Consider the following 16,128-nt stretch of genomic DNA (forward strand, 5'->3'; position numbering starts at 1 on the left):
CGGCTTGCGCCGAACGGGCCTCTTTTCGCCACTGGCCTGCTAGTCAGCGCTTACTGCGGCAGCAGCGAGATATCGGCGACTTCGAGGAACAGTGCTTGCAGGCTCGCGAGCAGGGCGAGGCGATTGCCGCGGATGCGCGGGTTTTCAGCCATCACCATCACCTGTTCGAAGAACGCATCCACCGGGCCTTGCAGCGAGGCGAGCGCGTCGAGCGCCGGCTGGTAGGCGCCATGGGCGAGCAGCGGCGCGGTTTCTTCGCGCAGGCGCTGTACGGCCGCGGCGAGATCGCGCTCCGCATCGCTTTCGAACAGCCCGGGGTCGACCGCGGCCGGCAGCGGCTCTTCGTACTTCGCCAGGATGTTGGCGACTCGCTTGTTGGCGGCGGCCAGCGCCTTGGACTCGGCCCTGTCGCCGAACGCCTGGACGGCTCGCAGCCGGCGGGCGAAGTCGAGCGGGCGGGTGACCGGGCGGGCGCGTACCGCGTTGTAGACGTCGGTGTCGATCCCTTCGTCCTGGGCCCAGGCGCGCAGCCGCTCGAGCATGTAGTCGAGTACGTCGAGGGCGAGGCCTTGGCGGTCGTCGTCGCTGAGTTCGACATGCTGTTCGACCGCGAGGTGGAGCAGCGCCTTGAGGTCGAGGTCGAACTCGCCCTTGATCAGGATGTTGAGCACCCCGATCGCCGCGCGGCGCAGGGCGAACGGGTCCTTGGCGCCGGTCGGGCGTTGGCCGATGCCGAATATCCCGGTGAGGGTGTCGAGGCGGTCCGCCAGCGCCAGGGCGACGCCGGTCTTGGTCGAGGGAATCTCGTCCGCGGCGTTGCGTGGCAGGTACTGCTGCTGGATGGCCAGTGCCACCTCTTCCGGTTCGCCGGCATCGCGGGCGTAGTAGGTGCCCATGATGCCCTGCAGCTCGGGGAATTCGAGCACCATCTCGGTGACTAGGTCGCATTTGCAGAGCTGGGCTGCGCGAATCGCCGCCTGGCGGTCGCCCTCGATCAGCTCGCTGATCGCGCCGGCGAGCGCCTCGAGCCGGCGCGACTTGTCGGCCAGCGAGCCGAGCCGGCGCTGGAACACCACCGACTCGAGCATCGGCCGGCGCGCGTCGAGGGGCTTGGTGCGATCGGTCTGGTAGAAGAAGGCGGCGTCCGACAGGCGCGGGCGGATCACCCGCTCGTTGCCCTCGATCACCTGGCGCGGATCGCTGCTCTCGAGGTTGGCGATGGTGATGAACGAGGGCAGCAGCCGGCCTTCGGCGTCGAGCAGGTGGAAGTACTTCTGGTTCGCCTTCATCGACGAGATCAGGCACTCCTGCGGTACCTCGAGGAAGCGGCTATCGAAGCTACCGGTCAGCGCCACCGGCCACTCGACCAGCCCCGCGACCTCGGTGAGCAGGGCCTCGTCGATCACCGCGGTGGCCCCGATCCTGGCCGCTTCGGCCTCGACCTGGGCGCGGATGGCCTCGCGCCGACGCTCTGGATCGGCGATCACGTAGCCGGGGGATTCGAGCTTGGCGAGGTAGTCGTCGGCGTGGTCGAGCTCGATCGGCGCGGGGCAGTGGACGCGGTGGCCGAGGGTAGTGCGGCCGGAAGCCAGACCGAGGACCGCGCCTTCCACCAGCTGGCCGCCATAGAGCATCGTCAGCCAGTGCACCGGGCGGGAGAACTCGATCCTGGATGCACCCCAGCGCATGTTCTTCGGCACCGGCAGCTGTGCCACCGCGCGCTCGACGATGCCCGGCAGCAGCGCCACCGTGGCTTCGCCCGGCTGGACCTGGCGATAGCCGATGCGCGGGCCTTTGTCGGTATCGATGGTGGCGAGCTCGGCGACGTCGATGCCCAGCGAGGCGGCGAAGCCGAGCGCGGCCTTGGTCGGCTCGCCGTCCTTGAAGGCGGCGGCCAGCGCAGGACCGAGGCGTTCGGTCTCGCGATCGGGCTGGCGCGCGGCCAGCCGTTCGACGCTCACCGCGAGCCGGCGCGGAGTGGCGTAGGCGTGCACTTCGCCGAAGTTCAGGCCGGCGCCGCCGAGGCTTTCACGGATGCTCGCGGCGAAGGATTCAGCCAGCGCGGGCAGGCTTTTCGGGGGCAGCTCTTCGCAACCCAGTTCGACCAGGAAAGTGGAGTCCGATGACATGCTCAAGCCTTCTGTTCTTGCGCGGATGCGGTGGAGGCGGCGGCCTCGAGTTCGGCCCGGTGGGCGGCTAGCAGCGGCTCGCGGATATCCGGATCTGCAAGCGGGAAACCGGCCTCCAGGCGGGAGGCGTAGTACGCGTGGGCGACGTCGCGGGCCATGGTGCGCACGCGCAGGATGTAGCGCTGGCGCTCGGTGACCGAGACCGCATGGCGGGCGTCGAGCAGGTTGAAGGTGTGCGAGGCCTTGAGCACCTGCTCATAGGCGGGCAGCGGCAGCTTGGCTTCGAGCAGCCGGGAGCAGGCCTTTTCACACTGCTCGAAGGCGGCGAACAGCACCTCTACGTCAGCGTATTCGAAGTTGTAGGCCGACTGCTCGCGCTCGTTTTGCAGGTAGACGTCGCCATAGCTGACCTCGATGCCCTCCGGCGAGCGTGCCCAGACCAGGTCGTAGACGCTGTCGACGTCCTGCAGGTACATCGCCAGGCGCTCGAGCCCGTAGGTCAGCTCACCGGTGACCGGAAAGCACTCTATCCCACCGGCCTGCTGGAAATAGGTGAACTGGGTCACCTCCATGCCGTTGAGCCACACCTCCCAGCCAAGGCCCCAGGCGCCGAGGGTCGGAGACTCCCAGTTATCCTCGACGAAGCGGATGTCGTGGATCTCGGGGTCGAGGCCGAGATAGCGCAGTGAGCCGAGGTAGAGGTCCTGAAGATCCGGCGGCGAAGGCTTCATCACCACCTGGAACTGGTAGTAGTGCTGCAGCCGGTTGGGGTTTTCGCCATAGCGGCCGTCGGTCGGGCGCCGCGACGGCTGGACGTAGGCGGCGTTCCAGCGTTCCGGACCGATCGAGCGCAGGAAGGTGGCCGGATGGAAGGTGCCCGCGCCGACCTCCATGTCGAGCGGCTGCATGATCACGCAGCCGCGCTCGGCCCAGTACTGCTGGAGGGCGAGGATCAGGCCCTGAAAGGTTGTCACGTCTGGCGTCGACTGTGTCATTGGCTCCGTCCGGCTGGGATGGCGGCCCATCCCGGCCGAGCGGCGGGTGAGCCTAGAATTCATGAATTAAAAGACCCGCAAGTATACAATCGACCTCTATTTGGTTATAGGGCTGCGCCGCCCATCGGGGCGTGGCCGCGACACCAGCGGAGAGAAACATGATCGTAGTGACCGGCGGAGCCGGCTTCATCGGCTCCAATATCGTCAAGGGCCTGAACGATCGCGGCCGCGATGACATCATCGTGGTCGACGACCTGACCGACGGCACCAAATTCGTCAACCTGGTCGACTGTCGGATCAGTGATTATCTCGACGTCGACGAATTCCGCGCGATGCTCAGAGAGGGGCGGCTGCCCGCGATCGATGCGGTGTTCCACCAGGGCGCCTGCTCGGCCACCACCGAGTGGAACGGCAAGTACATGCTGGACAACAACTTCACCTATTCGAAGGAGCTGTTCCACTACTGCCAGGATCATCGGGTGGCGTTCCTCTATGCCTCCTCGGCGGCGACCTACGGCGCCAGCCCGGTGTTCCGCGAGGTGCCCGAGTTCGAGCGCCCGCTCAACGTCTACGGCTACTCCAAGTTGTTGTTCGACCAGTACGTGCGCGCGCGCGAGCATGCGCTCACCGCCCAGGTCGTCGGGTTTCGCTACTTCAACGTCTATGGCCCGCGCGAGCAGCACAAGGGCAGCATGGCGAGCGTCGCTTTCCATCATCACCAGCAGGTCCGCGATGGACAGGATCCGAAGCTGTTCGGCGCGTGGGACGGCTTCGAGGCCGGGATGCAGAGCCGGGACTTCATCTACGTCGGCGACGTGGTGGCGGCCAACCTGTGGTTCCTCGACCATCCGGAGAAGTCCGGGGTGTTCAATCTCGGCACCGGTCGCGCCGAGCCGTTCAAGGCCATCGCCGAGACGGTGATCGACTACTACGGCAAGGGCGACATCGAGTACATCGACTTCCCTGAGCAGCTCAAGGGACGCTACCAGAGCTACACCTGCGCCGACATCGCACGGCTGCGTGAGGCCGGCTTCGATCATTCGTTCAAGACCGTTGCCGAGGGCGTGCGCGCCTATCTGGAATGGCTCAACGCGGACCGGGTGGCTGCCTCGAAGTGAGCGCTCACGCGCCTGAGACTGCTCTGGGCGAGAGGATCCTGATCGTCGGCCCTTCCTGGGTGGGCGACATGGTAATGGCCCAAAGCCTGCTGATCACGCTCAAGCGCCAGGATCCGGGATGCGTGATCGATGTGCTCGGCCCCAGCTGGTCGGCGCCGATCATCAATCGGATGCCCGAGGCGCGGCGCGCGCTGACCCTGTCGGTCGGCCACGGTGAGACCGGGCTCAAGGCGCGATGGCGGCTTGGGCGGCGGATCAAGGGCGAGTACGATCGCGCGATCGTGCTGCCGCGCTCGCTCAAATCCGCGCTGGTGCCGTTCTTCGCTGGCGTGCCGCGCAGGATCGGTTTCACCGGCGAGCAGCGCTATGGGCTGCTCAATCGCCGCCGCCGGCTCGACAAGCAGGTGCTCGACCAGACCGTGAAGCGCTTCGTCTCGCTCGGCCTGCCGGTGCCCGAGGCCAATCCGCCGGCGGAGATTCCACGTCCCAGGCTGCGTATCGACTTCGCCAACCAGGCGGCGCTGCTCGAGCGCTTCGGTCTGCTCGGCAAGCCTTTGGTCGGCATGATGCCGGGCGCTGAATATGGCCCGGCCAAGCAGTGGCCGCTGGCTTACTTCCGCACCCTCGCCGAGCGGCTGGTCGCGCGTGGCATCGGGGTCGTCGTGCTCGGTGGCCCCAAGGACCATCCGGCGGGAGAGGAGATCGCCTCAGGACTAGATGACGTACACAACCTGTGCGGCGCGACCCGCCTGGAAGACGCCGTCGACCTGCTTGCTGCCTGTGCCCAGGTGGTCAGCAACGACTCCGGGTTGATGCACGTTGCGGCCGCAGTGGGTACTCACATTCAGGCGATCTACGGCTCTTCCTCCCCGCACTACACCCCGCCGCTCACCGATCATGCCGAGGTCCATTGGCTGGCGCTGGACTGTTCACCGTGCTTCCAGCGCGTCTGCCCGCTCGGTCACACCAACTGTCTCAAGCAGATCTCCCCGGCGCGTATCGAGGCGGCGATCGAGGCACACTCCGAGGAGCGTCGCGCGTGAGTCTCTCCGCCGTGCTGATGGTTAAGAACGAGGCGCAGAACCTTGCCGCCTGCCTCGACACGCTGGGCTTCGCCGATGAGATCGTCGTGGTCGATGGCGGCAGCGAGGATGCGACCCGCGAAATCGCCGCGCGCTATACCGACAAGGTCTTCGTCGAGGCGCAGTGGCGCGGTTTCGGCGTGCAGCGCCAGCGCGCCGAGGCCTACGCCAGCGGTGACTGGATCTTGATGATCGACGCCGACGAGCGGGTCACTCCTCAGCTTGCGCAGAGCATTCGCGAGGCGATCGCCGGTCCGCCCGCGATCCTTTCGATGCCGCGGCTCTCCTGGTGCTTCGGTGCCTTCATTCGCCACAGCGGCTGGTATCCGGACCCGGTGGCGCGGCTCTACCCACGCGACGGCGCGGGCTACAATGACGCCCTGGTGCACGAGAAGCTCAAGAACCGAAGCGGGCTGCCCGAGCGCTCCCTCGAGGGTGACCTGCTGCACTACACTTACCGCGACCTGCGTCACTATCTTGAGAAATCCGCCCACTACGCCGAGGCGTGGTCCGAGGCGCGCGCGGCGCGCGGCAAGCGCGGCAGCCTGGCTGCGGGGATCGGCCACGGGATCGGCTGTTTTCTGCGCATGTACCTGCTGCGGGCGGGATTTCTCGATGGCCGGGCCGGTCTGCTGCTAGCGCTGCTGTCGGCGCATTCGACCTTCGCCAAGTATGCCGATCTCTGGGTCCGTACCCATACGGGGTCGCCCGACTGAGTTCGGCTTCGTTCCATCATCGATCGCGAGCGATCTCGTGAGTGTCCTTTGAGAGGTTGCGACATGCCGTATCGCCCCTGCGCGTTCGCGCTGCTGGTGCTGGTAGCACTGGTGGGCTGCGACCAGGTACCGGATGAGCGTTCCGAGCAGGCCCAGGAGGATGTCGCGATGATCGATGAGCGCGCGGTGTGGCGCGATAGCGGCGTCTTCGAGCTCTGTCGCAGCGAGGACGAGGCGCTGTCGCTGGATGGTTGCATGGTCGATGTGCTGCACCGCGCCAAGGCGCCGGATGAGGTGATCGAGGCGGTCGAGACGCTCTCCGCCGAAGGCGACGCCGGTTTCGTTTCGGGCTTTCGCCGCGAAGGCTTGATCGGCGTCGCACAAGTCACCTATCCGTTTCGGGCCAACACCAATCAAGGCACCCTGCTGGTCGCGAGCGACGGCACCACCATCGACGTCGATCGGGCGATCCTCTCCGAGGAGGACCAGCACCGGGCCGACTACTCCGCTTTTCTCGCCGCCCACCCGGGAGTGATGCCCTTTCCGCCGGCGAGCCTCACGCGCAGCGAGCGGCTCAACGGTGGCGGCGAGCAGCTTCGCTTCGATACCGCCTTGCGCGGCTGCCACGCCTGCGAGATCGACGGCTGGCTCTCGGTGGCCTACGACTTCGATGCCGCCGGGCGCTTCCTCGGTCACCAGCTGGTCGAGGTCAAGTGGTCGGAGAGCGCGGTCGCGACACCTTCGGTCGATGTCTCACGCTGAGTCTTTCGCTGCGGTCGATGCCAGGCGAGCGTTCAGCGCTGGATTGTCACCAGCTCCGACGATATCAGTTCACCCTTGTCGAAGCGGCAGACCACCTCGCCGCGCACGTGCGGACGACCTGGCGCCGATACATCGAGGGTGAGGCTGGTGAGGCGCTGGCGAGCGTCGCTGGTGGCGCGGATGCGCTCGGAGACGTCGAGCTCGAGGTTGCGCACCACCGGCGGCGGATGCGACAGGCAGGTGTCGAGGGCGTCGCTCAACTCGTCGCTCAGCGCCGGGGACACGGGCTCGGCCGCGTTGCTGGCGGTCACCAGCGCACAGCAGGCCGCGCCGAACCATCGGCGTGGATCCATTTCGCGTCTCCTCGGCGCGATCGCGCCGATTGGGTAGGGCGGGTGGGGAAGGGGGCTGGGGTATGATCCACTCTAACACTATCCACCAATAGCAGGCCGATGCGCATGCTGCGAGCCAGTGGCACGCATCGACCGCTTCAGGAGCCATCCGATGGGATATCTGCTGCACATCGCCAACAAGAACTACTCCTCCTGGTCGCTGCGTCCTTGGGCGTTGATGCGCGAGCTCGGTATTCCCTTCGACGAGATGCTGACGCCGTTCACCGATGCCGAGGACAATCATGCCCGGTTCGCTGCGTTCTCCCCCAACGCCAAGGTGCCCTGCCTGGTCGATGGCGAGACGACGGTGTGGGAGTCGCTGTCGATCATTGAATACCTCGCCGAGCGTCATCCCGGCGTCTGGCCCGACTCGCCACAGGCTCGCGCCTGGGCGCGTTCGGCGGCGGCGGAGATGCATGCCGGCTTCACCGCGCTGCGCAGCCGCTGCCCGATGAACTGCGCGCTGGTACTGCGCCTCGCCGCGATCGATGCGCCGCTCGCTGCCGATCTCGCGCGCATCGACGCGCTCTGGCGCGACGGGCTCAAGCGCTTCTCAGGCCCTTTCCTCGCTGGTTCGCGTTTCACTGCGGTGGACGCCTTCTTCGCTCCGGTGGCGCTGCGCTGGGCTGGTTTCGGGCTGCCGCTTTCGGCGCAGAGCGCAGCCTATGCCGAGCGGCTGCTGGCATCCGCTGCACTGCGGGAATGGCGCGCCGCCGCGCTCGATGAGCCGGCCGAGGCGGGTCACGAGGCGCAGGCGCTGGCCGGGGCCGAGCTGGTCGAGGACCTGCGCGCGCCAGCGCATCGCGTGCGCTGAACGTGCCAAGGTCTTAGCGCTGCTGTTCGGCAGGCATGCTTGAATGGGACATATCCCCAACTGGATCAAGGAGCCTGCCGATGATTCCCTCCACCGCGCTCACCCGCACCCTCGGCCTGAGTCTGCCGATCATCCAAGCGCCGATGGCCGGTGGTGCCACTACGCCCGCGTTGGTCGCCGCGGTCTCCAATGCGGGTGGTCTCGGCTCGCTGGCGGCGGCGATGCTCTCGCCCGAGCAGATCGTCGATACGGTCGCCGAGATTCGTGAGCTCACCGACCGCCCCTTCGCGATCAACCTCTTCGTCCTCGACACCCCTCGACCCGATCCGGCCGAGGTCGAGACGGCCTGGGCGAGACTCGCGCCGCTGCACGCTGAGCTCGGCATCGAGCCGTCGCTTCCCACCCGCTGGTGCCAGCCGTTCGACGAGCAGCTCCATGCGCTGCTCGAGTGTCGCCCGGCGGTAGCCAGCTTCACCTTCGGCATCCTCGACCCGCTGACCGTCGAACGGCTGCACGCGGCCGAGAGCCTGGTGATCGGCACCGCGACCCGGGTCGAGGAGGCGATCGCCTGGGAGCGTGCCGGCGCCTACGCGGTATGCGCCCAGGGCGCCCAGGCGGGCGGCCACCGTGGCACCTTCATCGGCCCTATTGACGAGGCGCTGCACGATACCGGCGCACTGGTCGAAGCCTGCGTCGAGGCGATCGACCTGCCGGTGATCGCCGCCGGCGGAGTGATGGACGGTACTGAAATCGCCGCGCTGCTCGCTCGAGGCGCCCAGGCCGCCCAGCTCGGCACCGCCTTCCTCGCCTGCGACGAGAGCGGCATCCCCGCGGCCTACAAGGAGGCGCTCGAGGCGGCGAGCGGAGAGACGCGACTGACCCGAAGCTTTTCTGGGCGCGCCGCGCGGGGCCTGCCCAATCATGCGATGAGGCTGCTCGGTGAGTTCGAGCGCGAAGCGCCCGATTACCCGCTGCAGAACGCCTTGACCGCCGCGATGCGCGCCGAGGGCGCGCGGCGCAACGATGCCGAGTACCTGTCGCTTTGGGCCGGTCAAGGCGTGGCGCGGCTGCGGCGGATGGGGGCTATGGAGCTGCTCGCGCGGTTGGCCGCCGAGCTCGACGCGGCAGCGGTCATCGAGGCGCTCGACGAGACCCCCAGGGCCGAACGCTAGGTGCGCCTGCGGTGGGTACGTTTCACGTGAAACGCAGCCGCTCGATCAGCGCCGCGATAGGCGCTGCGGCGGCATCGAGATCGATCCGGCCCATGTCGGTGGCGGCGGCCGGGTCGCTGCCGGGGGGCGGGCTGAAGGCGAGTCGTTTCGATGCGTCGTTGCAGGTCTGCCAGCGCAGCGAAGTGGCGGAGCGTTTGGCCGGATAGAAACCGACGGTGCCAAGATCGAGACAGCCCGCGATGTGCAGCGGCCCGGTCGAACCGGCGATCATGCCATCGCCGGCCGCGAGCGAGCAGGCGAACCCAGCGATCCCTTCGCGCCTGGGCATCAGCCTGGCATCGAGGCCGGCGGCGGCGAGCTCAGCGCGTATCCGCTCGGCGTTGGCTTCTTCGTTCGGGCCGAAGGTGATCAGCCAGCCGACTGGACGATCCAGCCGGGCATGGACCTTGGTGAGCAGCTCGACGTAGCGCTCGGCGGTGAGGTTGACCGCCGAGCCGCCGCTGCCCGGGTGGAGAAACCACCAGGGGCGGTCGGGGTCGAGCCCGCACTCGGCCGCGATCCTTTGTCGCTCCACCTGGCGCTGTTCGGGGCTGCGTGGCCAGTGGGGCGGCGCGGCCTCGGGCGCTCGCTGGCCCAATCGATCGAGCAGCCGCTCGGCGAGTTCGACGTTGTAGCGATACTCGGGTTTCTCCGAGCGCGATCTGCGCTGGCGAATGCGTGCGTTGTAGAATAGCTGCGCCCATTTGGTCGCTGGCGCCATGCGCAGTGCGATCCCGGCGCGAAAGCCCAGCCAGCCGATCCTTGGGGTGGAGAAAAGCGTCAGCAGGGCGTCGAAGCGCCCCGCGCGCAGCCGTGTCAGCAACTCGCGGTCGCCTTTGGGACCGGGATCGACGATCACCTCGTCTATCCATGGGCAGACCCGCGCCAGAGGCGCTGTGTAGTCGGGCACCAGCACCGCGATGTGATTCGCCTGCGATCCCTCGCGCAGTGCCCTCAGCGCCGGCCAGGCGAGCATGAAGTCGCCGAGCTTGTCGTTGCGTACGACGAGGATACGGGGCTTGGCGGTCATGGCCTCTTCTCTCCTAACGGGGGCTGGTCGCGGATCACCATAGTCGATACAGGAAGCGCGTATGACCCATAAAGTGCTCCAGCTCTGCCTCTCGACCGGCTGGGGCGGGCTCGAGATGTACCCATCGAGGATCATCGCGGAGCTCAAGTCGCAAGGGTGGCAAGTGTATGGCGCGGCGATCGCCGGTTCCAGCGTCGAGCGGAGCATGCGCGCCGCGGGTGTCGAGGTGTTCAGCTGTGCCAGCCGAGGGCGTGCGCTGCTGGGTGTCGTCGCGCTCTCGCGCTTCATCCGCCGGCGCGGTATCTCGGTGGTCCACTGCCACAAATCCAGCGACCTGCGCATCTGCGCACTGCTCAAGACCCTCGATCCCTCGCTGAGAGTGGTGTTCACCGAGCACATGGGGGTGAGCAAGCCGAAGCGCGACCTCTATCATCGCTGGGCCTACGGCCGGGTCGACCAGGTGCTGGCGATCAGCGACGCGACGCTTGCGCGCAACCGGCGTGCGCTGCCGGTGCCGAGCGAACGGCTGGCGCGGCTCTATCAGGGCCTCGACCTGGCTCGCCATCCCGCTGAACTGGCGGCCGGGGCGCGCTGCGCCCTGCGCGCCTCGCTCGGTATCGATGAACAGCGCGTCGCGGTCGGTCTGCCGGGGCGGCTCACCGATGGCAAGGGGCACTTGGTGTGGCTCGATGCGCTGGCGGGACTGCCCGCCGAGAGTCGCATCGAGGGGCTGATCATCGGCGGGCGGGAAGCTCGGGAGGGCAGCGACGTACGCTTCGTCGCCGAGCTCGACCGCCGTATCGAGGCGCTGGGGCTGGGCGGGCGGGTACGCTTCAGCGGCTTTCGCGCCGACCTGCCGCAGGTGCTCGCCGCACTCGACATCGTCTGCGTGCCCTCGCGCAACGAGGCCTTCGGGCTCACCGTGATCGAGGCGATGGCGGCTGGACGGGCGGTGATCTGCGCCGATGCGGGGGCCTTGCCCGAGATCGTCACCGCGAACACCGGCCTTTTGGTCGGCGCTGAGGATGTCGAGGGCTGGCGTGAGGCGATGCTCGCGCTCGAGCGCGACCCCGCTCGCCGGGCAGCGCTGGGTGCCGCCGGAAGGCTGCGGGTCGAGCAGTCGTTCGAGCTCGGGCGCCACGTCGAAGCGCTGATCGGCTACTACACCGGGGCCGCGTAGCCGTCGCGGATCGCGGTGATCAGCTCGTGCTCGCGGCCGGGGGCGAACTTGGCCAGCGAGCGTTCGAGCCGCGCCAGGTTGGTTTCGCGCCAGCGCCCGGGTGGACGCAGCCGGCAGCGGTCGAGATCGATCAGCCAGGGGCGGCCCTCGGGGTCGATCAGCAGGTTGCGCGCATTGAGATCGACATGGTCGAGACCTCGCGCGTGGGCCTGGCGGATCAGCGCGCCGACCGCCTCCAGGGTCGAGCGATCGATCCCCTCGAGCCGCGCGGCGAGCGCCTGGGCGCCGGGAATCCTCACACTGAGCAGCGCCGCCTCGTAGCCCAAGCCGAATCGCCACACGCAGGCGCCGACCGGCGCCGGTACCGACAGCCCCTCGGCGTGGAGTCGCGCGGTGAGGCGCAGCTCCAAAAATGCCCGCGAGCGCTCGGCACCGCGCCACAGGTAGCGCTTCTCGCTTACCCGCGCCACTGCGCCACCGCGCCGATAGGGGCGCAGTACCCACTGCTCGTCGGTTGTGGCGGCGAGCTTCCCCGGTTCGACGAACAGGCTTTCGCCGCGCCCCGGGGCGCGCGCCACCACCGCCTTGCGCTGCTCCCAGAAGCGCGGTTCGAACAGCGCCGGATCGACCCCCTCGCTTGGTGTGTCGCGCGGTATCCCGGCGACGCCGCAAAGACGATCGGCATCATATAGAATGTGCGCATTCGCGCGTCGTGAGCGGATGATTGGCATGGATGAGCGGCTTGCTAGGTTCCGTGCAAGTGAAAAGAACGGCGCGCGGCCCCATTGGACCGGGGCGCGTCGTCGATGGCGGCGGCGGGTGCCGGTCAGAGCATCGCCAACCAGACATGGTCATTCGCATGAAACAACCCTTGCCAGCACGCCCTGGCCACATCTGCGTGCTGCGGCTCTCGGCCCTGGGTGACGTCTGCAACCTGGTACCCACCGTGCGCGCGCTGGCGCGCCGCTGGCCGGAAGCCAGGATCACCTGGATCGTCGGCAAGGCCGAATACAGTCTACTCAGCGGGCTCGACGGGGTCGAGCTGGTGGTCTACGACAAAGCCACCGGATTCAAGGGGATGCGTGCACTGTGGCAAAGCCTCGGTGACACTCGCTTCGACTTGCTGCTGCACATGCAGCAGTCGCTGCGCGCAAGCATCCTCTCGCTCGGGCTCAAGACCCGCGTGCGAATCGGCTATGACAGCGAGCGCTCCAAGGATTGGCAGACCTGGTTCACCAACCGCCGGATCGCGCCGCATCCGCACGCCCACGTGCTCGAGTCGTTCATGGATTTCGCGGTCGCCCTCGGGCTCGATGCCGAGCAGGAGCTCTCCCGGCTGCGCTGGGACCTGGCGATTCCCGCTGCCGCCGAGGCCGAAGCCGAGGGGCTGCTCGCCGGGCGCCGGGCGCTGGTGATCAGCCCCTGCGCCAACCCGAGGCTGCGCAACTTCCGCAACTGGTCGGCAGAGGGCTACGCCGCGGTGATCGAACACGCCTGGCGTCGCCACGGCCTGACCTGTTTCCTCACCGGTGGCACCAGCACCGCCGAGCGCGAGATGGTCGCCCGGATCCAGACGCTCTGCGCCCACCTCGGCGAGGGTGCGCCGGTCGACCTGCTCGGACGCACCTCGCTGAAGGGGCTGCTGGCGCTGATCGCGCGTGCGCGGGTACTGATCGCGCCGGACTCGGGGCCGGTACACATGGCCAATGCCCTCGGCACGCCGGTGGTCGGGCTCTATGCCACCACCAACCCCGAACGCGCCGCGCCCTACCTGTGGCGCGACTACGTGGTCAATCGCTACCCTGACGCGGTGCGCACCTTCATGCACAAGTCCCCCGACCAGATCAGCTGGGGCGCGCGGGTGCGCCATCCCGACGCGATGGCGCTGATCACCAGCGAAGAGGTCTGCGCCCAGCTCGACCGGCTGATCTTCGATACCGCCGCCACTTCCTCCCGCTCTTCGGAGAACCCTCGTGAAGCTTGACCTGAACGCTTTCGATGCCGCCCGCCTGCTGGTCGTCGGCGATGTGATGCTCGACCGCTACTGGCATGGCCCGACCTCGCGGATTTCTCCTGAAGCGCCGGTGCCGGTGGTGCGGGTCGACGAGGTCGAGGACCGTCCCGGCGGAGCCGCCAACGTGGCGCTCAACATCGCCTCGCTGGGCGCGCAGAGCCGCTTGGCCGGGGTCGTCGGGGTCGATGACAACGCCACGCTGCTCGAACGCGCCTTGGTAGCCGCCGGGGTCGAGCCGCTGTTCCACGCTAGTCGCTCGGTGCCGACGATCACCAAGCTGCGGGTGATGAGCCGCAGCCAGCAGCTGATCCGGCTCGACTTCGAAAGCCCGCTCGCCTCGGTCGATACTTCGCCGCTGGAGGAGCAGGTCGCGCGCGCGCTTCCGGAGTGCGACCTGATGATTCTCTCCGACTACGGCAAGGGCACGCTCTCCAAGGTCGAGACGCTGATCCGGCTCGGCCGTGCCCAAGGCAAGCGCGTGCTGGTCGATCCCAAGGGCACCGATTTCTCCCGCTATCGCGGCGCCAGCGTGCTCACTCCCAACCTCAGCGAATTCGAGGCGGTGATGGGGCGCAGTGAGAACGACGCCGAGCTTTTCGCCAAGGGCGAGCGGCTGCGCGTGGAGCTCGAGCTCGAGGCGCTGCTGGTGACCCTCTCCGAGCGCGGCATGGTGCTGATCCGCGAGGGCGTGCCGCCCTTGCACCTGCCGACCCATGCCCGCGAGGTGTACGACGTCACCGGCGCGGGCGACACCGTGATCGGGATTCTCGGGCTGGCGCTCGCCGCCGGGCAGAGCCTCGACGATGCGCTGTGGCTGGCCAACTTCTCCGCCGGACTGGTGGTGGCCAAGCCCGGCACCGCGACGCTGACCATGGCCGAGCTCTATGGCGCGCTGCACGAGTACGGGCTGAGCGCGGAAGAGAGCGGCGAGGGGGGCGAGATGGCGCTGATCCGGATGGTGCGGGCGGCCCAGGAGCGCGGCGAGCGGGTGGTGATGACCAACGGCTGCTTCGACATCCTCCACTCCGGCCACGTCGGCTATCTCGAGCAGGCCCGCCGCCTTGGCGATCGGCTGATCGTGGCGGTCAACGATGACGCATCGGTGGCCCGGCTCAAGGGGCCGAGCCGGCCGGTCAACCCGCTCGACCGGCGGATGCGGGTACTCGGCGCCTTGGCCGCGGTCGATTGGGTGGTCCCGTTCAGCGAGGACACGCCGCAGCGGCTGATCGAGGCGGTGCTGCCGGACGTACTGGTCAAGGGGGGCGATTACAGCGTCGAGCAGATCGCCGGGCACGAGGCGGTGCTCGCCAACGGCGGTGAGGTCAAGGTGCTCGGCTTCGAGCGTGGCGTATCGACCAGCGCGCTGATCGACGCGATTCGCGGCCAGGAGTGAGCGGGTGGGAAGACGACTCTACAGCGGCCTGTTCTACGCGCTCTCGCCGCTGGTATGGAAGCGAGTCTGGCGCGAGCAGCTGCCCGGGCGCTCGCGCGCCGAGCGGCTTGGCCGGATTCCCGACCATCGCGGCCAGCGAGTGCTGTGGGTGCATGCCGCCTCGGTCGGCGAGGTGGTCACGGCGGCGCCCGTGATCCGCGCGCTGATCGATGACAATCCGGAGCACCGGGTGGTCGTCACCACCATGACCGCCACTGGCGCTGAGCGCGTAGCCGCGCTGTTTGGCAGCGAAGTGAGTCATTACTTCATTGCCCTGGACTTTCCCGCTGCCACACGACGGATGGTGCGTCTGCTCGACCCGGAGCTGCTGGTGATCGTCGAGACCGAGCTGTGGCCGAACCTGATCCACGCCGCCGCCGACCACCATGTGCCGATCGCGCTGATCAATGCGCGGATCACCGAGCGTGGGTTCAAGCGCTACCAGCGCTTCAAGCGGCTGGTCGGTGACATGCTGATCAGGATCAACTGGGCGGCGGTGAAGAGCGGCGAGGACGGCAAGCGTTTTCGCGCCCTCGGCCTGCCGGTGAAGCGGATCACCGTGGCGGGCGCGCTCAAGTTCGACCTCGAAGTAGACGATGCGACGCGGGCCTTGGGCGAGGTAATGCGTGAGCGGATCGGCCCGCGTCCGGTGTGGATCGCCGCTTCGACCCACGACGGCGAGGAGCGCGCCGCGCTCGAGGCCCATGCGCGGCTGCGCAGCCGCTACCCCGAGGCGCTACTGATCCTGGTGCCTCGCCATCCGCAGCGCTTCGACGCCGTCGCCGGGCTCTGCATCGACCAGTTGGGCGCGCAGGCGGTGGCGCGGCGCAGCCATGACGATGCGATCCTGGCGGCGACCCAGGTCTACCTCGGCGACACCATGGGCGAGCTGATGGGCCTCTACGCCTGCGCCGAGGTCGCTTTCGTCGGCGGTACCCTGGTACCGATCGGCGGGCACAATCTGCTCGAGCCGGCGGCGCTCGGCGTTGCCGTATTGAGCGGCCCGCAGCTCGCCAACCTGAGCGAGATCGCCGATGCGCTCGCCCGCGCGAATGCGCGGATCGAGATCGACGACGCCGCGAGTCTCGGCGATACGCTGGTCGAACTGTTCGATGATCCCGCGCAGCGGCGCCGTCTTGGCGCCGCCGCACGCGGCGTGGTCGAGGCCAACCGCGGGGCCAAGAAGCTGATTCGCGACCATCTGCTGGCGATGATTCCCCTCGAACCGCGCGAGCGACGACGCTGAATCTGAC

Annotated in this window: 15 protein-coding genes; 10 read left to right on the forward strand and 5 right to left on the reverse strand. The window is 68.1% G+C overall.

Annotation, left to right across the window (positions count from 1 at the left end):
• Positions 1-50 precede the first annotated feature (50 nt).
• A complete protein-coding gene (glyS, locus tag A5892_RS03270; RefSeq protein ID WP_064121587.1) occupies positions 51-2,129 on the reverse strand; it encodes a glycine--tRNA ligase subunit beta in 2,079 nt (692 codons plus the stop codon).
• A 2-nt stretch (positions 2,130-2,131) separates the two neighbouring features.
• The gene (gene glyQ / locus A5892_RS03275; protein ID WP_081803495.1) at positions 2,132-3,124 is read right to left on the reverse strand and encodes a glycine--tRNA ligase subunit alpha; all 993 of its coding nucleotides are present in this window, start codon (positions 3,122-3,124) and stop codon (positions 2,132-2,134) included.
• Between the two features lie 158 nt (positions 3,125-3,282).
• On the opposite strand from glyQ, the gene rfaD reads away from it, so the two are divergent.
• From rfaD to A5892_RS03295, 4 genes are all read left to right on the forward strand, one after another.
• Positions 3,283-4,242, forward strand: coding sequence for an ADP-glyceromanno-heptose 6-epimerase (gene rfaD / locus A5892_RS03280; RefSeq protein ID WP_064121588.1), 960 nt, complete (start codon positions 3,283-3,285; stop codon positions 4,240-4,242).
• A complete protein-coding gene (gene waaF / locus A5892_RS03285) occupies positions 4,206-5,285 on the forward strand; it encodes a lipopolysaccharide heptosyltransferase II (RefSeq protein ID WP_082890237.1) in 1,080 nt (359 codons plus the stop codon). The genes rfaD and waaF overlap by 37 nt, the downstream gene beginning before the upstream one ends.
• Entirely contained in the window at positions 5,282-6,040 is a 759-nt protein-coding gene (locus A5892_RS03290; protein WP_223302780.1) for a glycosyltransferase family 2 protein, read from the forward strand. Before waaF ends, A5892_RS03290 begins: the two co-directional genes overlap by 4 nt.
• 63 nt (positions 6,041-6,103) lie before the next feature.
• Positions 6,104-6,802: a hypothetical protein gene (locus tag A5892_RS03295; RefSeq protein WP_064121589.1), complete on the forward strand. Its 699-nt coding sequence runs from the start codon at positions 6,104-6,106 to the stop codon at positions 6,800-6,802.
• 32 nt (positions 6,803-6,834) lie between these two features.
• Here the strand turns inward: A5892_RS03295 and A5892_RS03300 are convergent, their stop codons facing one another.
• On the reverse strand, positions 6,835-7,155 hold the full coding sequence (locus A5892_RS03300) for a hypothetical protein (RefSeq protein WP_064121590.1): 321 nt from the start codon (positions 7,153-7,155) through the stop codon (positions 6,835-6,837).
• 151 nt (positions 7,156-7,306) lie between these two features.
• Between A5892_RS03300 and A5892_RS03305 the strand changes: the two genes are divergently transcribed.
• On the forward strand, positions 7,307-8,008 hold the full coding sequence (locus A5892_RS03305) for a glutathione S-transferase family protein (protein ID WP_064121591.1): 702 nt from the start codon (positions 7,307-7,309) through the stop codon (positions 8,006-8,008).
• Positions 8,009-8,088: 80 nt separating this feature from the next.
• Positions 8,089-9,180, forward strand: a complete 1,092-nt coding sequence (locus tag A5892_RS03310) for an NAD(P)H-dependent flavin oxidoreductase (RefSeq protein ID WP_064121592.1) — start codon at positions 8,089-8,091, stop codon at positions 9,178-9,180.
• A gap of 22 nt (positions 9,181-9,202) precedes the next feature.
• Here the strand turns inward: A5892_RS03310 and A5892_RS03315 are convergent, their stop codons facing one another.
• On the reverse strand, positions 9,203-10,249 hold the full coding sequence (locus A5892_RS03315) for a glycosyltransferase family 9 protein (RefSeq protein ID WP_064121593.1): 1,047 nt from the start codon (positions 10,247-10,249) through the stop codon (positions 9,203-9,205).
• A 61-nt stretch (positions 10,250-10,310) separates the two neighbouring features.
• Between A5892_RS03315 and A5892_RS03320 the strand changes: the two genes are divergently transcribed.
• Entirely contained in the window at positions 10,311-11,429 is a 1,119-nt protein-coding gene (locus tag A5892_RS03320) for a glycosyltransferase (protein WP_064121594.1), read from the forward strand.
• Here the strand turns inward: A5892_RS03320 and A5892_RS03325 are convergent.
• Positions 11,411-12,160 (reverse strand): 3-deoxy-D-manno-octulosonic acid kinase, encoded by a 750-nt coding sequence (locus A5892_RS03325; protein WP_064121595.1) that lies wholly within the window; start codon positions 12,158-12,160, stop codon positions 11,411-11,413. The two genes, A5892_RS03320 and A5892_RS03325, sit on opposite strands and share 19 nt — an antisense overlap.
• A 128-nt stretch (positions 12,161-12,288) precedes the next feature.
• Here A5892_RS03325 and A5892_RS03330 point away from each other — a divergent pair, with 128 nt between their 5' ends.
• Genes A5892_RS03330 through waaA form a run of 3 tightly spaced genes read left to right on the forward strand, consistent with a single transcriptional unit; the run spans position 12,289 to position 16,121 of the window.
• The gene (locus tag A5892_RS03330) at positions 12,289-13,413 is read left to right on the forward strand and encodes a glycosyltransferase family 9 protein (RefSeq protein WP_064124272.1); all 1,125 of its coding nucleotides are present in this window, start codon (positions 12,289-12,291) and stop codon (positions 13,411-13,413) included.
• Positions 13,403-14,836 carry a bifunctional D-glycero-beta-D-manno-heptose-7-phosphate kinase/D-glycero-beta-D-manno-heptose 1-phosphate adenylyltransferase HldE gene (gene hldE, locus A5892_RS03335; protein WP_064121596.1) on the forward strand — a complete coding sequence of 478 codons (1,434 nt, stop codon included), beginning with the start codon at positions 13,403-13,405 and terminating at the stop codon, positions 14,834-14,836. The genes A5892_RS03330 and hldE overlap by 11 nt, the downstream gene beginning before the upstream one ends.
• Before the next feature lie 4 nt (positions 14,837-14,840).
• Positions 14,841-16,121 (forward strand): lipid IV(A) 3-deoxy-D-manno-octulosonic acid transferase, encoded by a 1,281-nt coding sequence (gene waaA / locus A5892_RS03340; protein WP_082890238.1) that lies wholly within the window; start codon positions 14,841-14,843, stop codon positions 16,119-16,121.
• The last annotated feature ends 7 nt before the right edge of the window (positions 16,122-16,128 follow it).

It is taken from the genome of Halotalea alkalilenta (assembly GCF_001648175.1).
In the GTDB taxonomy this organism is placed as follows: Bacteria; Pseudomonadota; Gammaproteobacteria; order Pseudomonadales; family Halomonadaceae; genus Halotalea; species Halotalea alkalilenta_A.

Coding starts and splice junctions, on each gene's coding strand:
- glyS (WP_064121587.1), bottom strand. CDS start 2,129: ATGTCATCGGACTCCACTTTCCTGGTCGAACTGGGTTGCGAAGAGCTG.
- A5892_RS03325 (WP_064121595.1), bottom strand. CDS start 12,160: ATGCCAATCATCCGCTCACGACGCGCGAATGCGCACATTCTATATGAT.
- A5892_RS03315 (WP_064121593.1), bottom strand. CDS start 10,249: ATGACCGCCAAGCCCCGTATCCTCGTCGTACGCAACGACAAGCTCGGC.
- A5892_RS03305 (WP_064121591.1), top strand. CDS start 7,307: ATGGGATATCTGCTGCACATCGCCAACAAGAACTACTCCTCCTGGTCG.
- waaF (WP_082890237.1), top strand. CDS start 4,206: ATGGCTCAACGCGGACCGGGTGGCTGCCTCGAAGTGAGCGCTCACGCG.
- A5892_RS03300 (WP_064121590.1), bottom strand. CDS start 7,155: ATGGATCCACGCCGATGGTTCGGCGCGGCCTGCTGTGCGCTGGTGACC.
- A5892_RS03295 (WP_064121589.1), top strand. CDS start 6,104: ATGCCGTATCGCCCCTGCGCGTTCGCGCTGCTGGTGCTGGTAGCACTG.
- A5892_RS03310 (WP_064121592.1), top strand. CDS start 8,089: ATGATTCCCTCCACCGCGCTCACCCGCACCCTCGGCCTGAGTCTGCCG.
- A5892_RS03330 (WP_064124272.1), top strand. CDS start 12,289: ATGAAACAACCCTTGCCAGCACGCCCTGGCCACATCTGCGTGCTGCGG.
- A5892_RS03320 (WP_064121594.1), top strand. CDS start 10,311: ATGACCCATAAAGTGCTCCAGCTCTGCCTCTCGACCGGCTGGGGCGGG.
- rfaD (WP_064121588.1), top strand. CDS start 3,283: ATGATCGTAGTGACCGGCGGAGCCGGCTTCATCGGCTCCAATATCGTC.
- glyQ (WP_081803495.1), bottom strand. CDS start 3,124: ATGACACAGTCGACGCCAGACGTGACAACCTTTCAGGGCCTGATCCTC.